The sequence below is a fragment of the Microbacterium sp. JZ31 genome, assembly GCF_016805985.1.
In the GTDB taxonomy this organism is placed as follows: Bacteria; Actinomycetota; Actinomycetes; order Actinomycetales; family Microbacteriaceae; genus Microbacterium.
Genome location: NZ_CP017661.1, coordinates 3,065,742 through 3,083,059, shown reverse-complemented (window position 1 = coordinate 3,083,059; position 17,318 = coordinate 3,065,742). Strand labels below are relative to the sequence as shown.

At 72.1% G+C, this 17,318-nt stretch carries 14 protein-coding genes and 1 riboswitch; of the genes, 11 read left to right on the top strand and 3 right to left on the bottom strand.

Annotated elements, in window-relative coordinates:
• The first annotated feature begins 77 nt into the window (after nucleotides 1-77).
• The 5 genes from BJP60_RS14615 to BJP60_RS14595 all read left to right on the top strand — a co-directional run bounded on the left by BJP60_RS14615 (nucleotide 78) and on the right by BJP60_RS14595 (nucleotide 4,366).
• A complete protein-coding gene (locus BJP60_RS14615; RefSeq protein ID WP_203136611.1) occupies nucleotides 78-641 on the top strand; it encodes a hypothetical protein in 564 nt (187 codons plus the stop codon).
• Nucleotides 638-2,074 carry an RICIN domain-containing protein gene (locus tag BJP60_RS14610; protein WP_203136609.1) on the top strand — a complete coding sequence of 479 codons (1,437 nt, stop codon included), beginning with the start codon at nucleotides 638-640 and terminating at the stop codon, nucleotides 2,072-2,074. Before BJP60_RS14615 ends, BJP60_RS14610 begins: the two co-directional genes overlap by 4 nt.
• A complete protein-coding gene (locus BJP60_RS14605; RefSeq protein ID WP_203136608.1) occupies nucleotides 2,074-2,862 on the top strand; it encodes a hypothetical protein in 789 nt (262 codons plus the stop codon). The genes BJP60_RS14610 and BJP60_RS14605 overlap by 1 nt, the downstream gene beginning before the upstream one ends.
• Nucleotides 2,859-3,482, top strand: coding sequence for a signal peptidase I (locus BJP60_RS14600; protein WP_203136607.1), 624 nt, complete (start codon nucleotides 2,859-2,861; stop codon nucleotides 3,480-3,482). The genes BJP60_RS14605 and BJP60_RS14600 overlap by 4 nt, the downstream gene beginning before the upstream one ends.
• A 128-nt stretch (nucleotides 3,483-3,610) precedes the next feature.
• Entirely contained in the window at nucleotides 3,611-4,366 is a 756-nt protein-coding gene (locus tag BJP60_RS14595) for a response regulator transcription factor (protein WP_203136606.1), read from the top strand.
• Between the two features lie 25 nt (nucleotides 4,367-4,391).
• Here BJP60_RS14595 and BJP60_RS14590 read toward each other — a convergent pair whose 3' ends face one another.
• Both BJP60_RS14590 and BJP60_RS14585 read right to left on the bottom strand, forming a co-directional pair.
• Entirely contained in the window at nucleotides 4,392-5,555 is a 1,164-nt protein-coding gene (locus BJP60_RS14590; protein ID WP_203136605.1) for a hypothetical protein, read from the bottom strand.
• On the bottom strand, nucleotides 5,552-7,195 hold the full coding sequence (locus BJP60_RS14585; RefSeq protein WP_203136604.1) for a sensor histidine kinase: 1,644 nt from the start codon (nucleotides 7,193-7,195) through the stop codon (nucleotides 5,552-5,554). Before BJP60_RS14585 ends, BJP60_RS14590 begins: the two co-directional genes overlap by 4 nt.
• Nucleotides 7,196-7,438: 243 nt before the next feature.
• On the opposite strand from BJP60_RS14585, the gene BJP60_RS14580 reads away from it, so the two are divergent.
• The 3 genes from BJP60_RS14580 (at nucleotide 7,439) to BJP60_RS14570 (ending at nucleotide 12,339) form a co-directional block, all read left to right on the top strand.
• The gene (locus BJP60_RS14580; RefSeq protein WP_203139435.1) at nucleotides 7,439-9,166 is read left to right on the top strand and encodes an ABC transporter ATP-binding protein; all 1,728 of its coding nucleotides are present in this window, start codon (nucleotides 7,439-7,441) and stop codon (nucleotides 9,164-9,166) included.
• The gene (locus BJP60_RS14575) at nucleotides 9,163-11,253 is read left to right on the top strand and encodes an ABC transporter ATP-binding protein (protein WP_203136603.1); all 2,091 of its coding nucleotides are present in this window, start codon (nucleotides 9,163-9,165) and stop codon (nucleotides 11,251-11,253) included. Before BJP60_RS14580 ends, BJP60_RS14575 begins: the two co-directional genes overlap by 4 nt.
• 258 nt (nucleotides 11,254-11,511) lie before the next feature.
• The gene (locus tag BJP60_RS14570) at nucleotides 11,512-12,339 is read left to right on the top strand and encodes an endonuclease domain-containing protein (RefSeq protein ID WP_203136602.1); all 828 of its coding nucleotides are present in this window, start codon (nucleotides 11,512-11,514) and stop codon (nucleotides 12,337-12,339) included.
• 111 nt (nucleotides 12,340-12,450) lie between these two features.
• Here BJP60_RS14570 and BJP60_RS14565 read toward each other — a convergent pair whose 3' ends face one another.
• Nucleotides 12,451-14,121: a D-alanyl-D-alanine carboxypeptidase family protein gene (locus BJP60_RS14565; protein WP_203136601.1), complete on the bottom strand. Its 1,671-nt coding sequence runs from the start codon at nucleotides 14,119-14,121 to the stop codon at nucleotides 12,451-12,453.
• A gap of 80 nt (nucleotides 14,122-14,201) precedes the next feature.
• A riboswitch (TPP riboswitch) is annotated at nucleotides 14,202-14,312 on the top strand.
• On the opposite strand from BJP60_RS14565, the gene BJP60_RS14560 reads away from it, so the two are divergent.
• The 3 genes from BJP60_RS14560 to BJP60_RS14550 all read left to right on the top strand — a co-directional run bounded on the left by BJP60_RS14560 (nucleotide 14,303) and on the right by BJP60_RS14550 (nucleotide 17,258).
• Complete coding sequence (locus BJP60_RS14560; RefSeq protein WP_203136600.1) at nucleotides 14,303-14,947, top strand: ECF transporter S component; 645 nt, start codon at nucleotides 14,303-14,305, stop codon at nucleotides 14,945-14,947. It overlaps the preceding riboswitch by 10 nt.
• Nucleotides 14,944-16,476 (top strand): ABC transporter ATP-binding protein, encoded by a 1,533-nt coding sequence (locus tag BJP60_RS14555; protein WP_238439459.1) that lies wholly within the window; start codon nucleotides 14,944-14,946, stop codon nucleotides 16,474-16,476. Before BJP60_RS14560 ends, BJP60_RS14555 begins: the two co-directional genes overlap by 4 nt.
• Entirely contained in the window at nucleotides 16,473-17,258 is a 786-nt protein-coding gene (locus BJP60_RS14550; protein ID WP_203136598.1) for an energy-coupling factor transporter transmembrane component T family protein, read from the top strand. The genes BJP60_RS14555 and BJP60_RS14550 overlap by 4 nt, the downstream gene beginning before the upstream one ends.
• Nucleotides 17,259-17,318 lie beyond the last annotated feature (60 nt).

Below are 17,318 nucleotides of genomic sequence, written 5' to 3'. Positions count from 1 at the left end.
ACTGAGTGAGCGGGGCACCGTGGCGCATCGCGCCCCTTCCTTCCCCTTCCTCTTGTCGTCGAGCCACAGGAAACGCCGTGTCGCACCCGAGCAGCCTCGCCACGCAGCCCCGCCGCCTGCGGCGCGTGCGGGCACGACGCGCGCAGCGGCTCCGCGGATTCGTCGGAACGGCGCTCGGCGCGGTCGTGCTGATGTTCCTCTCGCTGTCGGGCGTCGGCGGCAGCTACGCCCTGTGGTCGGACTCGGATACCCTCGGCGCGGGCACGGTCGAGACGGGCTCCGTGGGGCTCGATGCGCAGTGGTCGCCCGGTCACAGCGACAATCCGTGGTCGAACATGCTGCCGGGCGAGTCCGTCCGTCAGCCGCTGACGCTCAGCAACACGGGGGATGTGCCTCTCGCGGTGAAGGCGGCCGTCAACGCCGTGGCCGGATATGAGCTGCGCGTCGCGGTCGGACGCTGCACGACGCAGCTCGCCGTGCGGGCCCTCGGCGCCACGCCCGCGCCCCTCGTCACGATCCCGACGGACGACGCCGGGGACGACGTCACGGTGTGCGTCGAGGTGCGAGCCACCTCGGCGCTCCGGCCCGGGACCTCGGCCGCCTTCACGCTGACCTTCGACGGCATGCAGGTGACGTCGTGAAGCGCGCCGGCCGCCGTCGGCTCCTGATCGCCGCACTCGCCGTCTTCCTCACCTTCACGGGGGCCGGCACGGCTTCCGGCTACTGGAGCGCGGGCGACCGGGTCTCCGGCACCGCGAAGGCCGCCACGGTCGGCATCGCGCAGACCGTGCACCCCGCCCCGGAGCGCACGCCGCTCAAGACCACCTACAGCGCGAGCAGCCTGACCGCGGCCGGCGCCGTGTCGATCGCGAACACGGGAAGCCGCGAGGGCTCCTACACGCTCACCGTGCACGCGAACTCGGCGTCCGTGTCCGGCCTTCCCGGCGCGATCGGCGTCGCCATCGCCGCCGTGGCTTCCGCCGAGCAGTGCACGCCGACGACGACCCTGTCCTCACCGGCCACCGGCAGGCTGTCGACGTCGACGCCCTTCACCTTCACTGGCGCGGTCGCCGCGGGCAGGACCGTCGTGCTGTGTGTGAAGACCTCGATGAGCTCGAACGACGCCTCGACCTACGCGAATCAGTCGGCCGAGCTCGCCCTGCAGTCCCGCCTCGCGTACGGCAACGGCGCGTGGACGCAGTCCGCCGCCGGCGTCTCGTTCACCCAGTCGGTCGGATCGAGCCTGCTGTTCTTCACGGACAGCTCCGGGCGCTACCTCATCCGCAATCAGGGCATCTGCGTGCAGCGGTTCCCGATGGTGGACACGCACTACCTGGCCCGCGACACCGGGTGCGGCGGCTACGCCGAGCAGTGGCGCATGTTCCGCGCCTCCGACGGCACGTTCGCCATCTCGTGGGCCCAGAACACGAACAGTGACGCGATCGCTCCCCGCTGGACCGCGCTGAGCGGATCCCAGACGCTGGAGACGCGCAGCGCGGAGACGAGCGCGCAGCGCTGGAAGATCGTGGGGATCGCCGGCGATCAGTACCGCATCGAGAGCGTCGCGTTCCCCGGCCACTGCGTCACGGTCGGCGACGGACTGTGGCAGTCGACCGACACCAACCCCCGCCGGCTCGTGCTCGCGGCGTGCAGGGACACCGAGGCCCAGCGGTTCGTCTTCGAGCTCCAGGGCACACCCATCACGCCCGTCCAGGACATGAGCTGCACGCGGATCGGTCAGTACCTCGAGTTCGGCTTCGCGGCCAACAAGGACTATCAGCAGGAGATCCACTATCGGGCGCTGCTGGCCAACGCATCGACCCCCGACACGAAGCGCTCGTTCGTGCCGAGCGCGAACGACGGGCTGAGCGACGGCTGGAACACGTTCGTCCGGGTCTACGACGCGGGAGAGAACCTGGCCTCATACGTCAGCGGCGCGGGCGGGGGCGTCGGCAACACCTGGGTGTACGTCGAGCAGCAGATCGCCGGCAGCCCGTGGACCACGACCGCCAAGGGCACCTTCCACATCGCGCGCAGCGGCGGCCAGCTGGCGGTCTCCTGCGGATGGCGATGATGGGCGCCCTTCTCGCGCTGACGGCGGCGGTGCTGCTCGCCGCTCCCGCGGGGGCGGCGGACCCCCTCGGCCAGGGCCTGCAGTTCTCGACGGACGGATCCCGCTGGTCCGCCGTCGCCCCCACGGCGGTCTTCGCGGACGGCATCCACCTCGTCCCCGGTGAGTCGACGGAGACGACCGTCCGCGTCCGGAACGTGCGGGAAAGCGCGGGCGTGCTCGTCGTGGTGGTCAAGAACATCCGTGCCCAGAGCGAGGCGGGGGAGCGCGGGTTCCACGTCGCGGGCGTGGACGACCGTGGCCGAGGTCTTCCGCGCACGCCCATCGCCGAGGTGCCGTCGTGCGCGGCCGTCGTCCCCGCGCGAGCGCTCGCGCCGGGAGCGAGCGCGGTCCTGGATCTCACGGTCGACCTCGACGCGTCGCTCTCGGGCGACGAGGCGCAGAACGAGAAGGTCATGTTCGATCTCTGGTTCGGCCTGACCGATGCGGACGCCGCCGCGCTCACCGAGGACGGCTGTCCCACCGAGGCGATCACGGTGCCCGGCCAGCCGGACCCGGGAGGTCCCGGAGATCCGACCGTTCCCCCGGATGCGGGCGCGATCCCACCGGCCGCACCCGCGCCGGACGCCTCCCCCGCGCCGGACGCCTCGGGCGCACCGGGCGCCTCGACCGCGCCGGCCGGGCTCGCGGCGACGGGTGCGATCGGCACGCTCGCCGTCATGATCCTGGGCTTCGGGATCGGAGGTGCGGGATGGCTGCTGCTGATGCTGGCTCGTCGACGCCGGGCGTGAGTCGCGCCCGCGAGGCGTTGCGCTCGGTCACGAAGGGCATCAGCATCGGCGTGCTGGTGCTCGTGCTGGCCCTGGGCGTGCTCGTGATCGGCGTCCCTGCCGCGGTCGGCGGGGTGCCGCTGACGATCCTGACCGGATCCATGCGGCCGTCGCTGCCGCCCGGCACGCTCGTGATCGTGAAGCCGACGCCCGTCGAGGAGATCGCGATCGGCGATGTGGTGACCTATCAGCTCGAGTCCGGGAAGGCCGTGCTGGTGACCCATCGGGTGATCGGCCGCGTCGCCGACTCGACGTCGGGGGAGTTGCGCTTCCTCACGCAGGGGGACGCGAACGACACGGCGGACGCCGAGCCCGTCATGCCCGTGCAGATCCGCGGCACCGTCTGGTACGCCGTGCCCTGGATCGGATGGGCGAACCAGGCGATCAGCGGGAAGGCGCGCGCCTGGCTCGTGCCGGCAGCGGCGGGAGGGCTGTTCGCCTACGCAGGGTGGCTCATCACCGCAGGCGCGGTGGAGCGTGCGCGCAGCAGGCGCGTCGCGGAACCGCCTCCCGAGGGGTCTCGGCGGAGCAGAAGGCGGGAAGCCGTCGAGCGCCGTGGGCGGGCGTCAGCGACGCGGTGACCTTTCGGAATATCGAAATAGCAGGTCATCAGGAGAATCCCGCTCCCGTCGCGCTACGGGAAGTCGGGCCGTTCCGGCGCATCTTCTGCGATATCCTCACGGCTGTTCCAATTGGGGGGAGCGGTGCGATGGAGGAGCCACGTGTCGCGGTCGTGATCGAAGACGACCCCGACATCCGCGGTCTGCTCTCCGAGGTGCTCACGCAGGGCGGTTTCGCGGTCCATACGGCGCCCACGGGGGCCGAGGGGGTGCAGCTCGTGCGCGAGTTCGACCCGGTCGTGACGACGCTCGACGTCAGCATGCCGGGCATGGACGGCTTCGAGACGGCCAAGCGCATCCGCGAGATCAGTCCGACATACTTGGTCATCCTGAGCGCGAGATCCGAGGAGATCGACGTGCTGCAGGGTCTGCAGGCCGGCGCCGACGACTACGTCACCAAGCCGTTCCGTCCGCGCGAGCTGCGCGCGCGGATCGAGGCCATGCTGCGCCGCCCTCGCGTGTCGAGCATGACGGCGGATGTCGAGCAGGAAGCATCCGTCGAGGAGGACGGCTGGCTCGAGCACCGGGGGCTGCGGCTGCATCCCGGCATGCGCACCGCGATGGCGGACGACGCGCCGCTCGACCTGACCCGCACCGAGTTCGACCTGCTGAACGAGCTCCTCGCCGCCGGCTCGCGCGTCGTGTCCAAGCAGCAGCTCACCCTCGCCCTGCGCGGCGACCGGCACAGCGACTTCGTGACGGATCACGATCTGCGCGCGATCGAGGTCCACATGGCGAACCTGCGCCGGAAGATCGGCGAATCCGCGGCGCATCCCCGCTGGATCGAGACCGTCCGTGGCGTCGGGTATCGCCTCACGGCCGGACTGCACGCGTCCGAGGCCTGACCCGCGCAGCGGCGGCGACGGCGGCTCAGCGCGTGGCCTGCAGGACGGGCATCGCCGTGTCCGCGGCCGAGCGTCGCGCCGCGTCGGCGGCCGCGCACAGGAGCGCGTTCGCGTCGTAGCCGTGGTCCGAGGCCAGGGCGTAGCCGACGCCGATGGCGGGCAGGACGGCGTCCTCCAGGCCGGCGAGGTCGTCGATCAGGCCCTGCCGCAGCTCGTCGCCGTGGGCGGCGGCATCCGCGGCGTCCGGTGCGAGCAGGACGAGGGCGGCGGTCGACTCGTCCAGCGAACCGCCCACGACGTGGAGTGGAAGGTGCCGGCGCACGGCGTCCTGCCAGCTCGACTCCACGAGCTCCGCGGCGCCGTGCCCGAACGCCGTGCCGATCTCGGCGACCTCCGCGATCCGGATGGCGACGACCGCCAGCGGCGATCCCGCGCGCTCGCTGCGTCCGGCGAGGTCCTCGACGACCGCGCGGAACGTGTCGGACGAGAGGAGGGCCGCGCCGTCTCGCCCCGCGGCCGTGCCTCCGGGCACGGCGGGGGAGGCGGTGGACACGACGCGCAGCACGGACGTGGAGACGACCGCGATGATCGTGAGGGCGATCGTGACGAGCGAGGTCATGACGGTGCCGAACCACTCCGTGAACAGCTCGCTCTCGGGCCCCGCGACCAGGAACACGAGCGTCCGCCCGAGGTAGTACACGGCCGCCGCGCCCAGCACGAAGGTCAGGCCCCACGCCGCGAACACCTCGCGCAGGGCGCCGCGCAGCGTCTCGAGCGCCCCGAGCAGCGCGAACAGCGCGATTCCCGCGAACATCACGGGCGCTCCGGCCCAGTCGCCGATCTGGCGCTGCGCGATGGAGACCGCCAGCGTCAGCAGCACGACCGCCGCGACGGCGAGCCGGTGCGCGACCCCGAGCCGTCCGTTGTACACCCGGCAGCCGAGCCACATCAGACCCAGCTGCCCGACGAAGCCGGCGTTGCCGATCGCCACGGCGATCCAGAGCCCGCGGTCGACCGTCCACGCGGCGTACGAGAAGATGACGAGGATGCCCGCGACGTACGCCGCCGCCCAGTAGCGCCCGGATCCGCTCTCGCGCCGCACGACGGTCTCGAGCAGGAAGACGGTCGCGGAGGCGACGATCACCACGGCGGTGACGAACGACGTGGTGAACAGGTCGAGTGAGATCATCGCTCCTCCTCGGGGCCGCGGGAATCGGATGCGGGCGTGGTCGCGAGAGCGGGCGCCGGCGCGCCGGCGGGCAGGGTCACGACGAACGCCGCGCCCTCCCCGACGGCGCTGTGCACGTGGATGTCGCCGCCGTGCGCGCGCACGATGTCGCGGCTGATGGCCAGGCCGAGTCCGCTGCCGTGCACGCTCGAGCGGCGCACGGCGTCCGCGCGGTAGAAGCGCTCGAACAGCTGCCCCTGCTCGGCGGGCGCGATGCCCGGTCCGTCGTCCCGCACGGCGATGATGGCGCGACCGTCCTCGTTCGCGCATCCGATCCAGACGTTCCCGTCCTGGTGGGCGTACTTGATCGCGTTCGAGAGCAGGTTGTCCACGACCTGCCCGATCCGGCTCGCATCGGCGTGCGCTGTCGTGGGCTCGACGCCCTTGGTGTCGATCGAGATGCGCCGCTCGGCGGCACGAGGCGCGGCGGCCTCCGCGGCGTGACGCACGAGCGCGGCGATGTCCGTGGTGGCCATGCGCATCCGCGCGTCGAGGTCGGCGGCCGGGTCGGCGGACGCCGACAGGATGTCGCCCACGAGCGTGAGCAGGCGCTTGGCGTTGCGCTCGGCGACCTCGAGGCTGCGGCGCGCGGACGTCGGCAGCTCGTCGTCGAGCGCGAGGTCGAGATACCCGATGATCGAGGTGAGCGGCGTGCGCAGCTCGTGCGAGACGGACGCGACGAGGTCGTCGCGGGCACGCAGCGCCGTGCGCTCGGCCGTCACGTCGCGCGAGACGACGAGGATGCCCGAATCGCCGTCCGAGCGGACGCGCCGCGCCGTGACCTGCAGGGCCCGTCGGCCCGTGCCGAACCCGCCGTGCCACAGGTCGAGCCCCTCGAAGGTCTCACCGCGACGAGCACGAGCGAGCGGGCGCTCCTGCGGTGTCAGCGGGGTCACGCCGTCGGCGCGGAACAGCGGTGCGTCCGGCTCGCCGTACAGGCGCGTGTGCGCCGGGTTCGTGACCGCGACCTGCCCATCCGGCCCGAACCGCATGACGCCGAAGTCCACGGACTGCAGCACCTCGCTGACGAGGGCCTCCTGAGTGCGTGCGCGCTCGAACGCCGCCCGGAGGGTGCGCGACTGCCGGGCGAGCAGCGCGCGCTGGGCGCCGGAGCGTCGCGACAGGATGTGCCCGAACGTCGCGAGGGCCACGATCGTGAGGGGCAGCAGCGCACCCCGCGTGTCGAACGGGAGCCCGGCACGGGAGAGGATCTCCAGGTACGTGATCGTGACCGCCGCGCACAGCGAGATCGTCAGCGCGAGGCCGTAGTTGAGCGCGACCCAGAGCACGGGGAACGCCCACAGCAGCTCGACGCCGCTCGTCGGCTGGGCGGCCAGCAGCACGCTGATGCCGACGATGTCGGTGACCGGGACGATCGCGGGCACCCACGTCGGCAGCCTGTCCCATCGCACCACGACCGTGAACGCGCTCGTGAGCAGCACGATCGTGACGCCCACGGCCAGCGCGCCGAGATCGCGGGAGGCGTCCGATGCCGCGACGAGGCCGGCGGCGAACAGCGTCACCAGCCCCAGCAGGAGCTGGTTGAGGATGACGGTGCGCTCGCGCGACGGGTCGCGCGGCGACCGGGTGCGCGCGGTCATGCGCCGACGCTACCGCGCCGTCGTGACCTGCTCCGAGGGCTCCCGCCAGCGGGGTGGGACTGATAAGGACGGCACGCCTGGGGGCGCTCCGCATCCGTCTGACGACGGAGATCCGCGCCGACACGGCCGTTCCGCCGACAGCGGACAGAAGGCGGGCGCGCTGGTGGAATGTCCGAGCGGGGTGGCAGAGTCTATCCGTCCTCGCGCGCATCCGCGCGAGGAAGTCCCACTGTGGAGGCCCCCGTGCTCGGCAAGCTCCTCTTCCGATATCTGACGCGCTACCGATGGCTGCTCGTCGCGGTGCTGGTGTTCCAGTTCGCGTCGGCGATGGCCGCCCTCTACCTCCCGTCCCTGAACGCCGACCTCATCGACGAGGGCGTCGCCAACGGCGACACGGGCTACATCCTCCGAACCGGTCTCGTGATGATCGCGGTCTCGTTCGGCCAGATCGTGGCGTCGATCATCGCGACCGCGGCCGCCGCCCGGTCGGCGATGGGCGCCGGTCGCGACATCCGCGCCGACGTCTTCCAGAAGGTGAGCTCGTTCTCCGAGCGCGAGGTGTCCCAGTTCGGAGCCGGTTCGCTCATCACCCGCAACACGAACGACGTGCAGCAGGTGCAGATGCTCGCCATGATGGGCGCCACGATGCTGGTGCAGGCGCCCATGCTCGCGATCGGCGGCATCATCATGGCGCTGCGTCAGGACGTCGGCCTGAGCTGGATCATCGGCGTCGCGGTCCCCGTGCTGCTGTTCGCGGCCGGCCTCATCATCTGGCGCATGGTGCCGCTGTTCCGTCAGTGGCAGACCAAGCTCGACGCGATCAACCGCATCATGCGCGAGCAGCTCACGGGCGTGCGCGTCGTGCGCGCGTTCGTGCGCGAGCGCATCGAGGAGGAGCGGTTCCGCGGCGCGAACGACGACATCACGCTCGTCAGCCGCAAGGTCGGTTCGCTGTTCGTCCTGATGTTCCCGCTCGTGATGCTGATCCTGAACGTCACGGTCGTCGCCGTGGTGTGGTTCGGGTCGTTCGAGGTCGACAGCGGGCGCGTCCAGATCGGCACGCTGTTCGCGTTCATGCAGTACGTCGGTCAGATCCTGGGCGGCGTGATGATGGCGACGTTCATGACGATCATGATCCCGCGCGCCGCGGTGTCGGCCGACCGCGTGGGCGAGGTGCTCGGCGTCGAGTCGTCGCTCACCAGGCCGGATGCGCCGGTGTCGGACATGCCGACGCCCGGCGAGGTCGTGTTCGACGACGTCTCCTTCACCTACCCGGGCGCCGACGAGCCGGTCATCACGGGCGTGAGCTTCCGCGCCGCGCCGGGCGAGACCGTCGCGATCGTCGGGTCGACGGGGGCGGGCAAGACGACGCTCGTCAACCTGATCCCGCGACTGTTCGACGCGACGGGCGGCACGGTCAGGGTTCACGGGGTCGACGTGCGCACGGCCGACCTCGAGGCGCTGTGGGCGGGCATCGGGCTCGTGCCGCAGCGTCCGTTCCTGTTCAACGGCACGATCGCGTCGAACCTGCGGTTCGGCCGCGAGGAGGCGACGGACGACGAGCTGTGGGCGGCCCTGGAGATCGCACAGGCCGCGGACTTCGTGCGCGAGAAGCCGAAGGGTCTCGACGAGCCGATCGCGCAGGGCGGCACGAACGTGTCGGGCGGGCAGCGGCAGCGCCTTGCGATCGCGCGCGCCATCGTCAGCAGGCCCAGTGTGCTGGTGTTCGACGACTCGTTCTCTGCCCTCGACCTCACGACCGACGCGCGGCTGCGGCAGGCGCTGTGGCGAGAGCTGCCGGACGTCACCAAGATCGTCGTCGCGCAGCGCGTGTCGACCATCACGGACGCCGACCGGATCGTCGTGCTCGAAGGCGGGCGCATGGCCGGCATCGGGACGCACGACGAGCTGCTCGCCAGCAGCCACACGTACCGCGAGATCGTCGACTCGCAGCTGGGGGTGCAGGCATGAGTGCGGTGGAGGGGAACCAGATCGACGAGCAGGCGCGGATCGAGGCGGAGGCCGCGGAGAAGGCCCGTCGCGAGGCCGGCGACTGGGATGCCCCGCCGCCGGGGAAGCCGAAGAACCTCGGGCCCAGCTTCGTCCGCTTCATCGGCCTGCTGGGTCCTTACAAGTGGGTCTTCGGGCTCGTGATGCTGCTCGGCGCCGCGGGCGTCGTGCTGGCGATCATCGCACCGCGCGTGCTCGGCGAGGCGACGAACATCGTGTTCGAGGGCTCGATGTCGACCGTGCTGGCGGGGCAGTTCCCCGTCGGCACGACGCAGGAGCAGGTCGTGGAGGCGCTGCGCCAGGCGGGCCAGACCGACTTCGCCAACACGATCGCCGCCATGAAGCACTTCGAGCTCGGCGCGGGCATCGACTTCGCCCAGCTCGCGGTCGTCGTGCGGTGGGTGCTGATGCTGTACGTCGTCTCGGCGCTGCTGCAGTGGCTGCAGGGCTACGTGATCAACGTGATCATGGTCAAGACGATGTGGCGCGTGCGCGAGCGGATCGAGGCGAAGATCAACCGCCTGCCGCTGTCCTACTTCGACAAGGTGCAGCGCGGCGAGCTGATCTCGCGCGTCACGAACGACGTCGACAACATGACCAACACGCTGCAGCAGTCGCTGTCGGGCGCGGTCACCTCGATCCTGACCGTCGTGGGCGTGCTGATCATGATGTTCACGATCTCGTGGCAGCTCGCGCTCGTCGCACTCGTGGCGCTGCCCCTCATGGCCGTGATCTTCGGCGTGATCGGACCGCGCTCGCAGAAGGCGTTCCAGGCGCAGTGGGCCAAGGTCGGCCGCCTGAACTCGCGCGTCGAGGAGGCGTTCTCGGGACACGCTCTCGTGAAGGTCTACGGCCGGGAGAAGTCGAACGAGGAGGCCTTCGGCAAGGAGAACGACGAGCTGTTCGATGCGGCGTTCAAGGCCCAGTTCTTCTCGGGTTTGATGATGCCGGGCGTGCAGTTCATCGGATCGCTCACGTACGCGGGCATCGCGGTGCTGGGCGGCCTGATGGTCGCGAGCGGTCAGCTGCGCATCGGCGACGTGCAGGCGTTCGTGCAGTACTCGCAGCAGTTCACGCAGCCCCTCATGGAGCTCGGCGGCATGACGAGCGCCGTGCTGTCGGGCACTGCGTCGGCCGAGCGCGTGTTCGAGCTGCTCGACGAGCCCGAGCAGGAGGACGACGCCGAGGACGCGCCGAAGGCGCCCGAGGGCCGCGGCGTGATCGAGTTCCGCAACGTCTCGTTCTCGTACACGCCCGAGCAGCCGCTGATCCGGGATCTGTCCTTCCGCGTGGAACCCGGCCAGACGGTCGCGATCGTCGGCCCCACGGGCGCGGGCAAGACGACGCTCGTGAACCTGATCATGCGCTTCTACGAGCTCGACGGCGGCGCCATCCTGCTCGACGGGCAGGACATCTCGAAGATGACGCGCTACGACGTGCGCGAGCGTGCGGGCATGGTGCTGCAGGATCCGTGGCTGTTCTCGGGGACGATCAGGGAGAACATCCGCTACGGCCGGCAGACGGCGACGGACGAGGAGGTGATCGAGGCGGGCAAGGCGACCTACGTCGACCGCTTCGTGCACTCCCTGCCGGACGGCTACGACACCGTGCTCGAAGAGGACGCCGCGAACGTCTCGGCCGGTGAGCGCCAGCTGATCACGATCGCGCGCGCGTTCGTGTCGCAGCCGAGCGTGCTGATCCTGGACGAGGCGACGAGCTCGGTCGACACCCGCACCGAGCAGCTGCTGCAGCACGCGATGGCGGCGCTGCGCGAGGGCCGCACGTCGTTCGTGATCGCGCACCGCCTGTCGACCATCCGCGACGCGGACCTCATCCTGGTCATGGAGCACGGCGACATCGTCGAGCAGGGCACGCACGACGAGCTGATCGGCCGCGAGGGCGCCTACTGGCGGCTGTACCAGTCGCAGTTCGAGCACGCCGCCGTGGACCTCGACGCCGCGCAGGCGACCGACGTCGCGACCGACACCGCGGCGGTCGACGTCCCCGCGGCCGCAGGCGCCCCGACCGACGCCGACCCCCGGGCCTGAGCCCGGGGGTCGGTGCCCGGCGGCGGGGCCCGCGGGTCGGCGCGCCGCGCCTGCGCGCGCTGCCCGCTGCACGGATCCGGAGATCTGCACGCATCCGGACGCCCGGCCGGAAATCCACCCGGAACGGTGCAGATCTCCGGGGTCCGTGCAGGACGCGGGTGAGCGGGGTCGCTCGTCCACAGGCGTCGTCTGACGCCGGAAGATCGGATCACCTGTGGACGGCCTGTCCATGGGCCGCGCGCGCGGCATGCTCGCGGCATGGATCCCGTGACCGTACTGGTGCAGCTGGGTGGTGTCGCACGCTTCCAGACGCTGATGAAGCGGGGCGTGACGCGTCATCGCCTCTCGGCAGCGATCGCGTGCGGGGCGGTGGAGCGCGTGAGGATCGGATGGCTCGCGCTGCCGACGGCGGACGCCGATCTCCGCAGGGCGGCCGAGGCCGGCGTGGTGCTGAGCTGCGTGACGCTGCTCCGGCGGCGCGGCGTCTGGACGCTGCCGGTGCCCGCGCCACACGTCGCCATCCACCCGAAGGGCACCCTGGCCGCGCGCACCGCGGCGCACGTGCACTGGGCCGTTCCCACCGTGCCGCGCGCCCCCGACGCGCTCGAGGACCGGCTCGTGAACGCGCTCGTGATCGCGGCGACGTGCCAGCCGTACGAGCACGGCCTTGCCGCGTGGGAGTCCGCGATACGCCAGCAGCTCGTCGACGTCGACACGCTCCGCGGGCTCGCGCTGCCGCCGGATGCGCGACGTCTGCTCCGGGATGCGAAGCCGTTCGCGGACGCGGGCGGCGAGACGATCGTCTCCTCACGCCTGCGCTGGACGAAGCTGCCGATGCGGCGCCAGGCCTCACTCGCGGGGCATCACGTCGACCTGCTCATCGGTGATCGGCTCGTCATCCAGATCGATGGCGGGCACCACGTGGATGCCCAGCGCCTCATCGACAACGAGCACGACGCGCGACTTCGGCTCATGGGCTACCACGTCATTCGGATCGGGCACTGGCAGATCCTCGACGACTGGGCCACGGTCGAGGAGCTGATCCTCACCGCCATCGCGCAGGGCTTGCACCTCGTCCGCCGCTGAGACGGATCGGCGACGGCACGGATCCGGAGATCTGCACGCATCCGGATCTCCGGCCGCGGATTCGTCCGGATCGGTGCGGATCTCAGGATCGGTGCAGCGCGTCGCGCGGCGCTACTGCAGCCCGAAAAGGTCCAGCGGGTGGGTGAGGCGCCAGCCGAGATCCGGTCCGGTGACATCGCCCTCGATCGCCAGCGGGACGCTCGCGGTGTCGAACGGGCCGGTGGCGGTCAGCTCGCCGACCTCCGCACCGTCCAGCAGGCTCACCTCGATGTCGTACTCGCTCTCGATCGCCGCGGTGCCGCGGTCCCACAGCACCACGGAGGCGTCGCTCGTCGTGACGACCTCCGCGTCCTCGCCCCACTCGGTGGTGACGGTCGCGACCGTCGTGCCCGCCGCGACGGACGGACCGGGCTGCAGCGACTTCTCGACCTGATCGAGAAGACCGCGGCTCACGCTCTCGCGCAGCTCTGCGTTCGACTGTCCGAGCACGGCGGCGTAGACGCGCACGGTCGTCTGGTCGATCGTGATGTCCTTCGCCGTGAGCAGGTTCCACTGCTCCTGCCAGCCCTCGAGCAGCGTTCCGGTCTTGATGCCGACGACGCCGGGCTCGCCCAGCAGCGGGTTGGTGTTCTCGACCCTGCCGGCGCCCGGCAGCTCGATCTCCGGCATCGCCACGATCTCCGAGATGACCGGATCGGCCAGGGACACGCTCGCGAGCTTCACGAGCGCCGCCGGGGTGGCGGTGTTCTGCGGGGAGATGCCGCTCGGGTCGACCATCGTGATCCCCGTCAGCCCATGCGCCTGCAGCCACTCGGGCACCGCGAGCACGAACGCGTCCTTCGAGCCCCAGAGCTCGGTCGTGAGACGGTCGATGTAGTTGTTGGCGGATCCGATCAGGATGCCCTCGATCATCTGCCGCTGGGTGAGGGTGCCGTCGATCGGCACATCCAGGGCCGACTCGTTCGCGTAGCGGTACTGCCAGTACAGCGCGTTGTCTTCCGCCGTGAAGGAGTAGGACGGGCCGTCCTCGCCGACGGCGAGCGGCGCCTTCTCGAGGATCATCATCACCGTGACGAGCTTGGCGATGCTGGCCATCGGCACGGTCTCGGCATCGAGCGCGGCGATCGTCCCGAGGCCCTCCGCGCCGACGGCGGCGGTGCCCTCGGTGGGCCAGGTCACGCCGAGCGGATGTCCGGGGTTCGGCGTCACGGTGGCCGCGGAGACGGTTGGCGCCACGCTGTCGAGCGGCCACAGCGCGCACCCGCCCACGTACGCGAGCGCCAATGCGCCCGCGGTGATCAGCGGGGCGGCGATCAGGCCCGCGCGGCGGTCGCGGCGCGGGGGCAGCAGATCCGCCGCCGCGGGAACCTGGGCCGACACGCGCGGCGTGTCCGCGGCGACGGGGGTCGACAGAGTGGCGGGGTCGACCCAGGCGAGCGCCGCCGTGGTGGGCTCGGCCGGCGCAGCCGGCGCCGGCTTCTCGTCGTCGGCGGCCGGGACCGCGAGCCCGAGGGCCTGCGCGACGGCGGCAGTCTCGCGGCGCTCGCGCCGGCCGCCCGGCATCGGCAGGGACTCGAGCTCCTCGGCCGACATCGCGCGACGGACGGCGCCCTTCTCGAGCGCGATCAGGGCGGCGACGTCGAACGCCTGCGTGGGCTCGAGGGCGTCCTCGGACGCATCCGCGGTCACGTGTGACGCGGCGCGGACGGGCGTCGCGGACGCCGCGTCGCCGGACGCGCTCGGATCGAGAGCGTCGCGAGGGGGGAGTTCGTCGATCGCCACCCGATTACGGTACCCGCCGTTCCCCGAGAGATCCCGTAGATCCTCTGGTCGGCGCGCGCGCCGGATCCGGCCTAGAATCTCCTCACACCCACGGGAGTCCGGCGAGCCGGGCTGAGAGGAAGCGACCCGCGCTTCGACCGTCGAACCTGATCCGGATCATGCCGGCGCAGGGAGGAGAGAGATGAACACGTCCACCCACCGCTCCGTCGCCCCGAGCGCGAGGACGAGCCGCCGCTACACGTGGCGCGTCGTCGACATCGTCGTGGCGAGCGTCATCGGCGTCGCCGCCGGCGTCGTCTTCTGGCTCTGGGGCCTCGCCTGGCCCGGGCTCGACAGCCTGCTCGCCTTCACGCCCGGCCTGTCCGGCCTGCTCGCGGGCGGCTGGCTGTTCGCCGGCGTGCTCGGCGGCCTTGTGATCCGTAAGCCCGGCGCCGCGCTGTTCACCGAGGTCGTCGCGGCGGTCGTCTCGATGGCGCTCGGCACGCAGTGGGCGTTCCTCACGCTCGTGTGGGGCCTCGTGCAGGGCGTCGCCGCGGAACTCGGCTTCGCGGTGCTGCTGTACGCGAACTGGCGCCTGCTCGGCGCGCTGCTGTCGGGTGCCTTCGCCGGCATCGCGGTCGCGGTGCTCGACACGAACTTCTCGTCGGTCGCGGCCCTCGCCGTCGAGGCCCGCGCGGTCTACTTCGGGTCCGCGGTGGTCTCGGGCGTCGTCATCGCGGGCGTCCTGTCGTGGGTGATCGTGCGCGCCCTCGCCGCGACGGGCGCGCTCGACCGGTTCGCCGCCGGGCGGGAGTTCCGCGCGCGAAGCGCCGCATCCGAAGCGTGACAGCCGCGGACGTCGCCCCCGCGCGCGTGGAGGCGCGCGGCTGGGGGTGGCGCCACGCGGGACGGTCGCGCTGGGCGGTGGGCGGAGTGGATCTGCGCCTCGAGCCCGGCGAGCGCGTGCTGCTGCTCGGTGCGAGCGGATCCGGCAAGTCGACCCTGCTGCGCGGCCTCGCGGGCGTGCTCGGCGACGAGGAGGACGGCGAGCCCGAGGGCGAGCTGGTGATCGACGGCATCCCCGCCGCGCACGCCCGCGGTCGCGCCGGGCTCGTGCTGCAGGATCCGGATGCGCAGGTCGTGCTCGCGCGCGTGGGCGACGACGTGGCGTTCGGGTGCGAGAACCTCGGGGTCCCGCGCGAGGAGATCTGGCGGCGCGTGCCGGCCGCGCTCGCCGCGGTCGGCCTCGACGTCGCGCTCGACCGGTCGACGTCGGCCCTGTCCGGCGGACAGAAGCAGCGCCTCGCGCTCGCGGGCGCGCTCGCCATGCGACCGGGGCTGCTGCTGCTCGACGAGCCCACCGCGAACCTCGACCCCGACGGCGTGGAGGAGGTGCGCGACGCGGTGATCCGCTCCGTGGCCGCCTCCGGCACCACGCTCGTGGTCGTCGAGCACCGCGTGGACGCCTGGGCGCCGCACGTCGACCGCGTCGTGGTGCTCGGAGCCGGGGGCGCCGTCGTCGCCGACGGCCGTCCCGACGAGGTGTTCCGCGGTCATGCCGAGTCCCTCACCGCGGCCGGGGTGTGGGTGCCGGGCGTCCCTCCGAGCGTGCCCCGCACACCCGTCTCTGCGGCGTCCGAGGACCTGCTGATCGCCGACGGGCTCGGCGTCGGACGCCGTCGATCGGGCGGGGCGGACGCCGTGCTCGCGGCCTCGGACGTGGACGCGACCGTGCGGAGCGGACGCCTGCTGGCGATCACGGGCCCCAACGGCGCGGGAAAGTCGACGCTGGCGCTCACGGTCGCGGGGCTGCTTCCGCCCCTGCGGGGGACCCTCGCGGCGACCGCCGCGCTCGCCGGGTCGGGCGAGCCGTCGGCCCGCCGGCGCCGCGGCCGCGCGCCCGCGGCCGGCGATGCGCCCCTCGCGTGGTCGTCGCGCGACCTGCTCACGCGCATCGGCACGGTCTTCCAGTCGCCCGAGCACCAGCTGCTGACCGCCACGGTGCGGGACGAACTCGCGGTCGGTCCTCGTGCTCTCGGGCTCGACGACACGGCGGTGGCGGCGCGCATCGAGCCGCTGCTGGAGCGGCTCGGGCTGGCGCACCTGGCGGGGGTCAATCCGTTCACGCTCTCGGGCGGGGAGAAGCGCCGGCTCACGGTCGCCGCGATGCTCGCCACCCGGCCGCGCATGCTCGTGCTCGACGAGCCGACGTACGGGCAGGACGCGCGCACCTGGCGAGAGCTCGCGGCGCTGCTCGACGACGTCCGCGCGCAGGGAGCGGCGGTGGTCTGCGTCACGCACGACCGTCCCCTCGTTGACGCGCTGGCGGACGACATCCTGCGCCTCGGGTCCCCGCGCGCCGAGGTGAGCTCATGAGCCTCGTGGTGATCGACGCGCGGCACAGCCCGCTGTCCAAGGTGAACGCGCTCGCGAAGCTCGCCGCGACGCTCGTGCTCGGCGTGGCGCTGATCCTCTCGATCGATGCGGTGTCGGCGGGCGTGGCGCTCGCGCTGACGGCGCTCATGCTGCCGTTCGCGCGCCTGCCGTGGCGGCAGCTGTGGCCGCGGCTGTGGCCGATCGTGCTCGCGGCGGGAATTGCCGCCGTGGGCACCCTGCTCTACGGACGTCCGGATGGGCAGATGCACGTCGAGTGGGGACTGCTGCGCATCAGCGACGGATCCATCGCCCTCGCACTGGCGATCCTGCTGCGCGTCATGGCGATCGCGCTGCCGAGCGTCGTGCTGTTCGCCACGACGGATCCGACCGACCTGGCCGACGCGCTCGCCCAGCTCGCGCGGGTACCGGCGCGCTTCGTGCTCGGCGCGCTCGCCGCCCTGCGGCTCGTCGGACTGCTGATCGGCGACTGGCGAGAGCTCGGCGACGCGCGACGTGCGCGCGGCGTGGCCGACAGGGGGCGGATCCGCCGGCTCGCCGGGCAGACGTTCGCGCTGTTCGTGCTGGCGATCCGCCGCGGCACCAAGCTCGCGACCGCCATGGAGGCGCGCGGCTTCGGCGCCTCCGGCCGCCGCACGTGGGCGCGCGTGTCGCGGCTGACCGCGGCGGATGCCGTGATCGTCGCGATCACAGCGCTGATCGCCGCGGCCGCCATGGCGACGGCCATGTGGGCCGGCACCTGGACCTGGATCCTCGGTCTCTGACTTCATCCTCGCCGCAACCAGGGGTGGCCGACAGGCGCGCGGCACAGCGAGGCGGAGGGT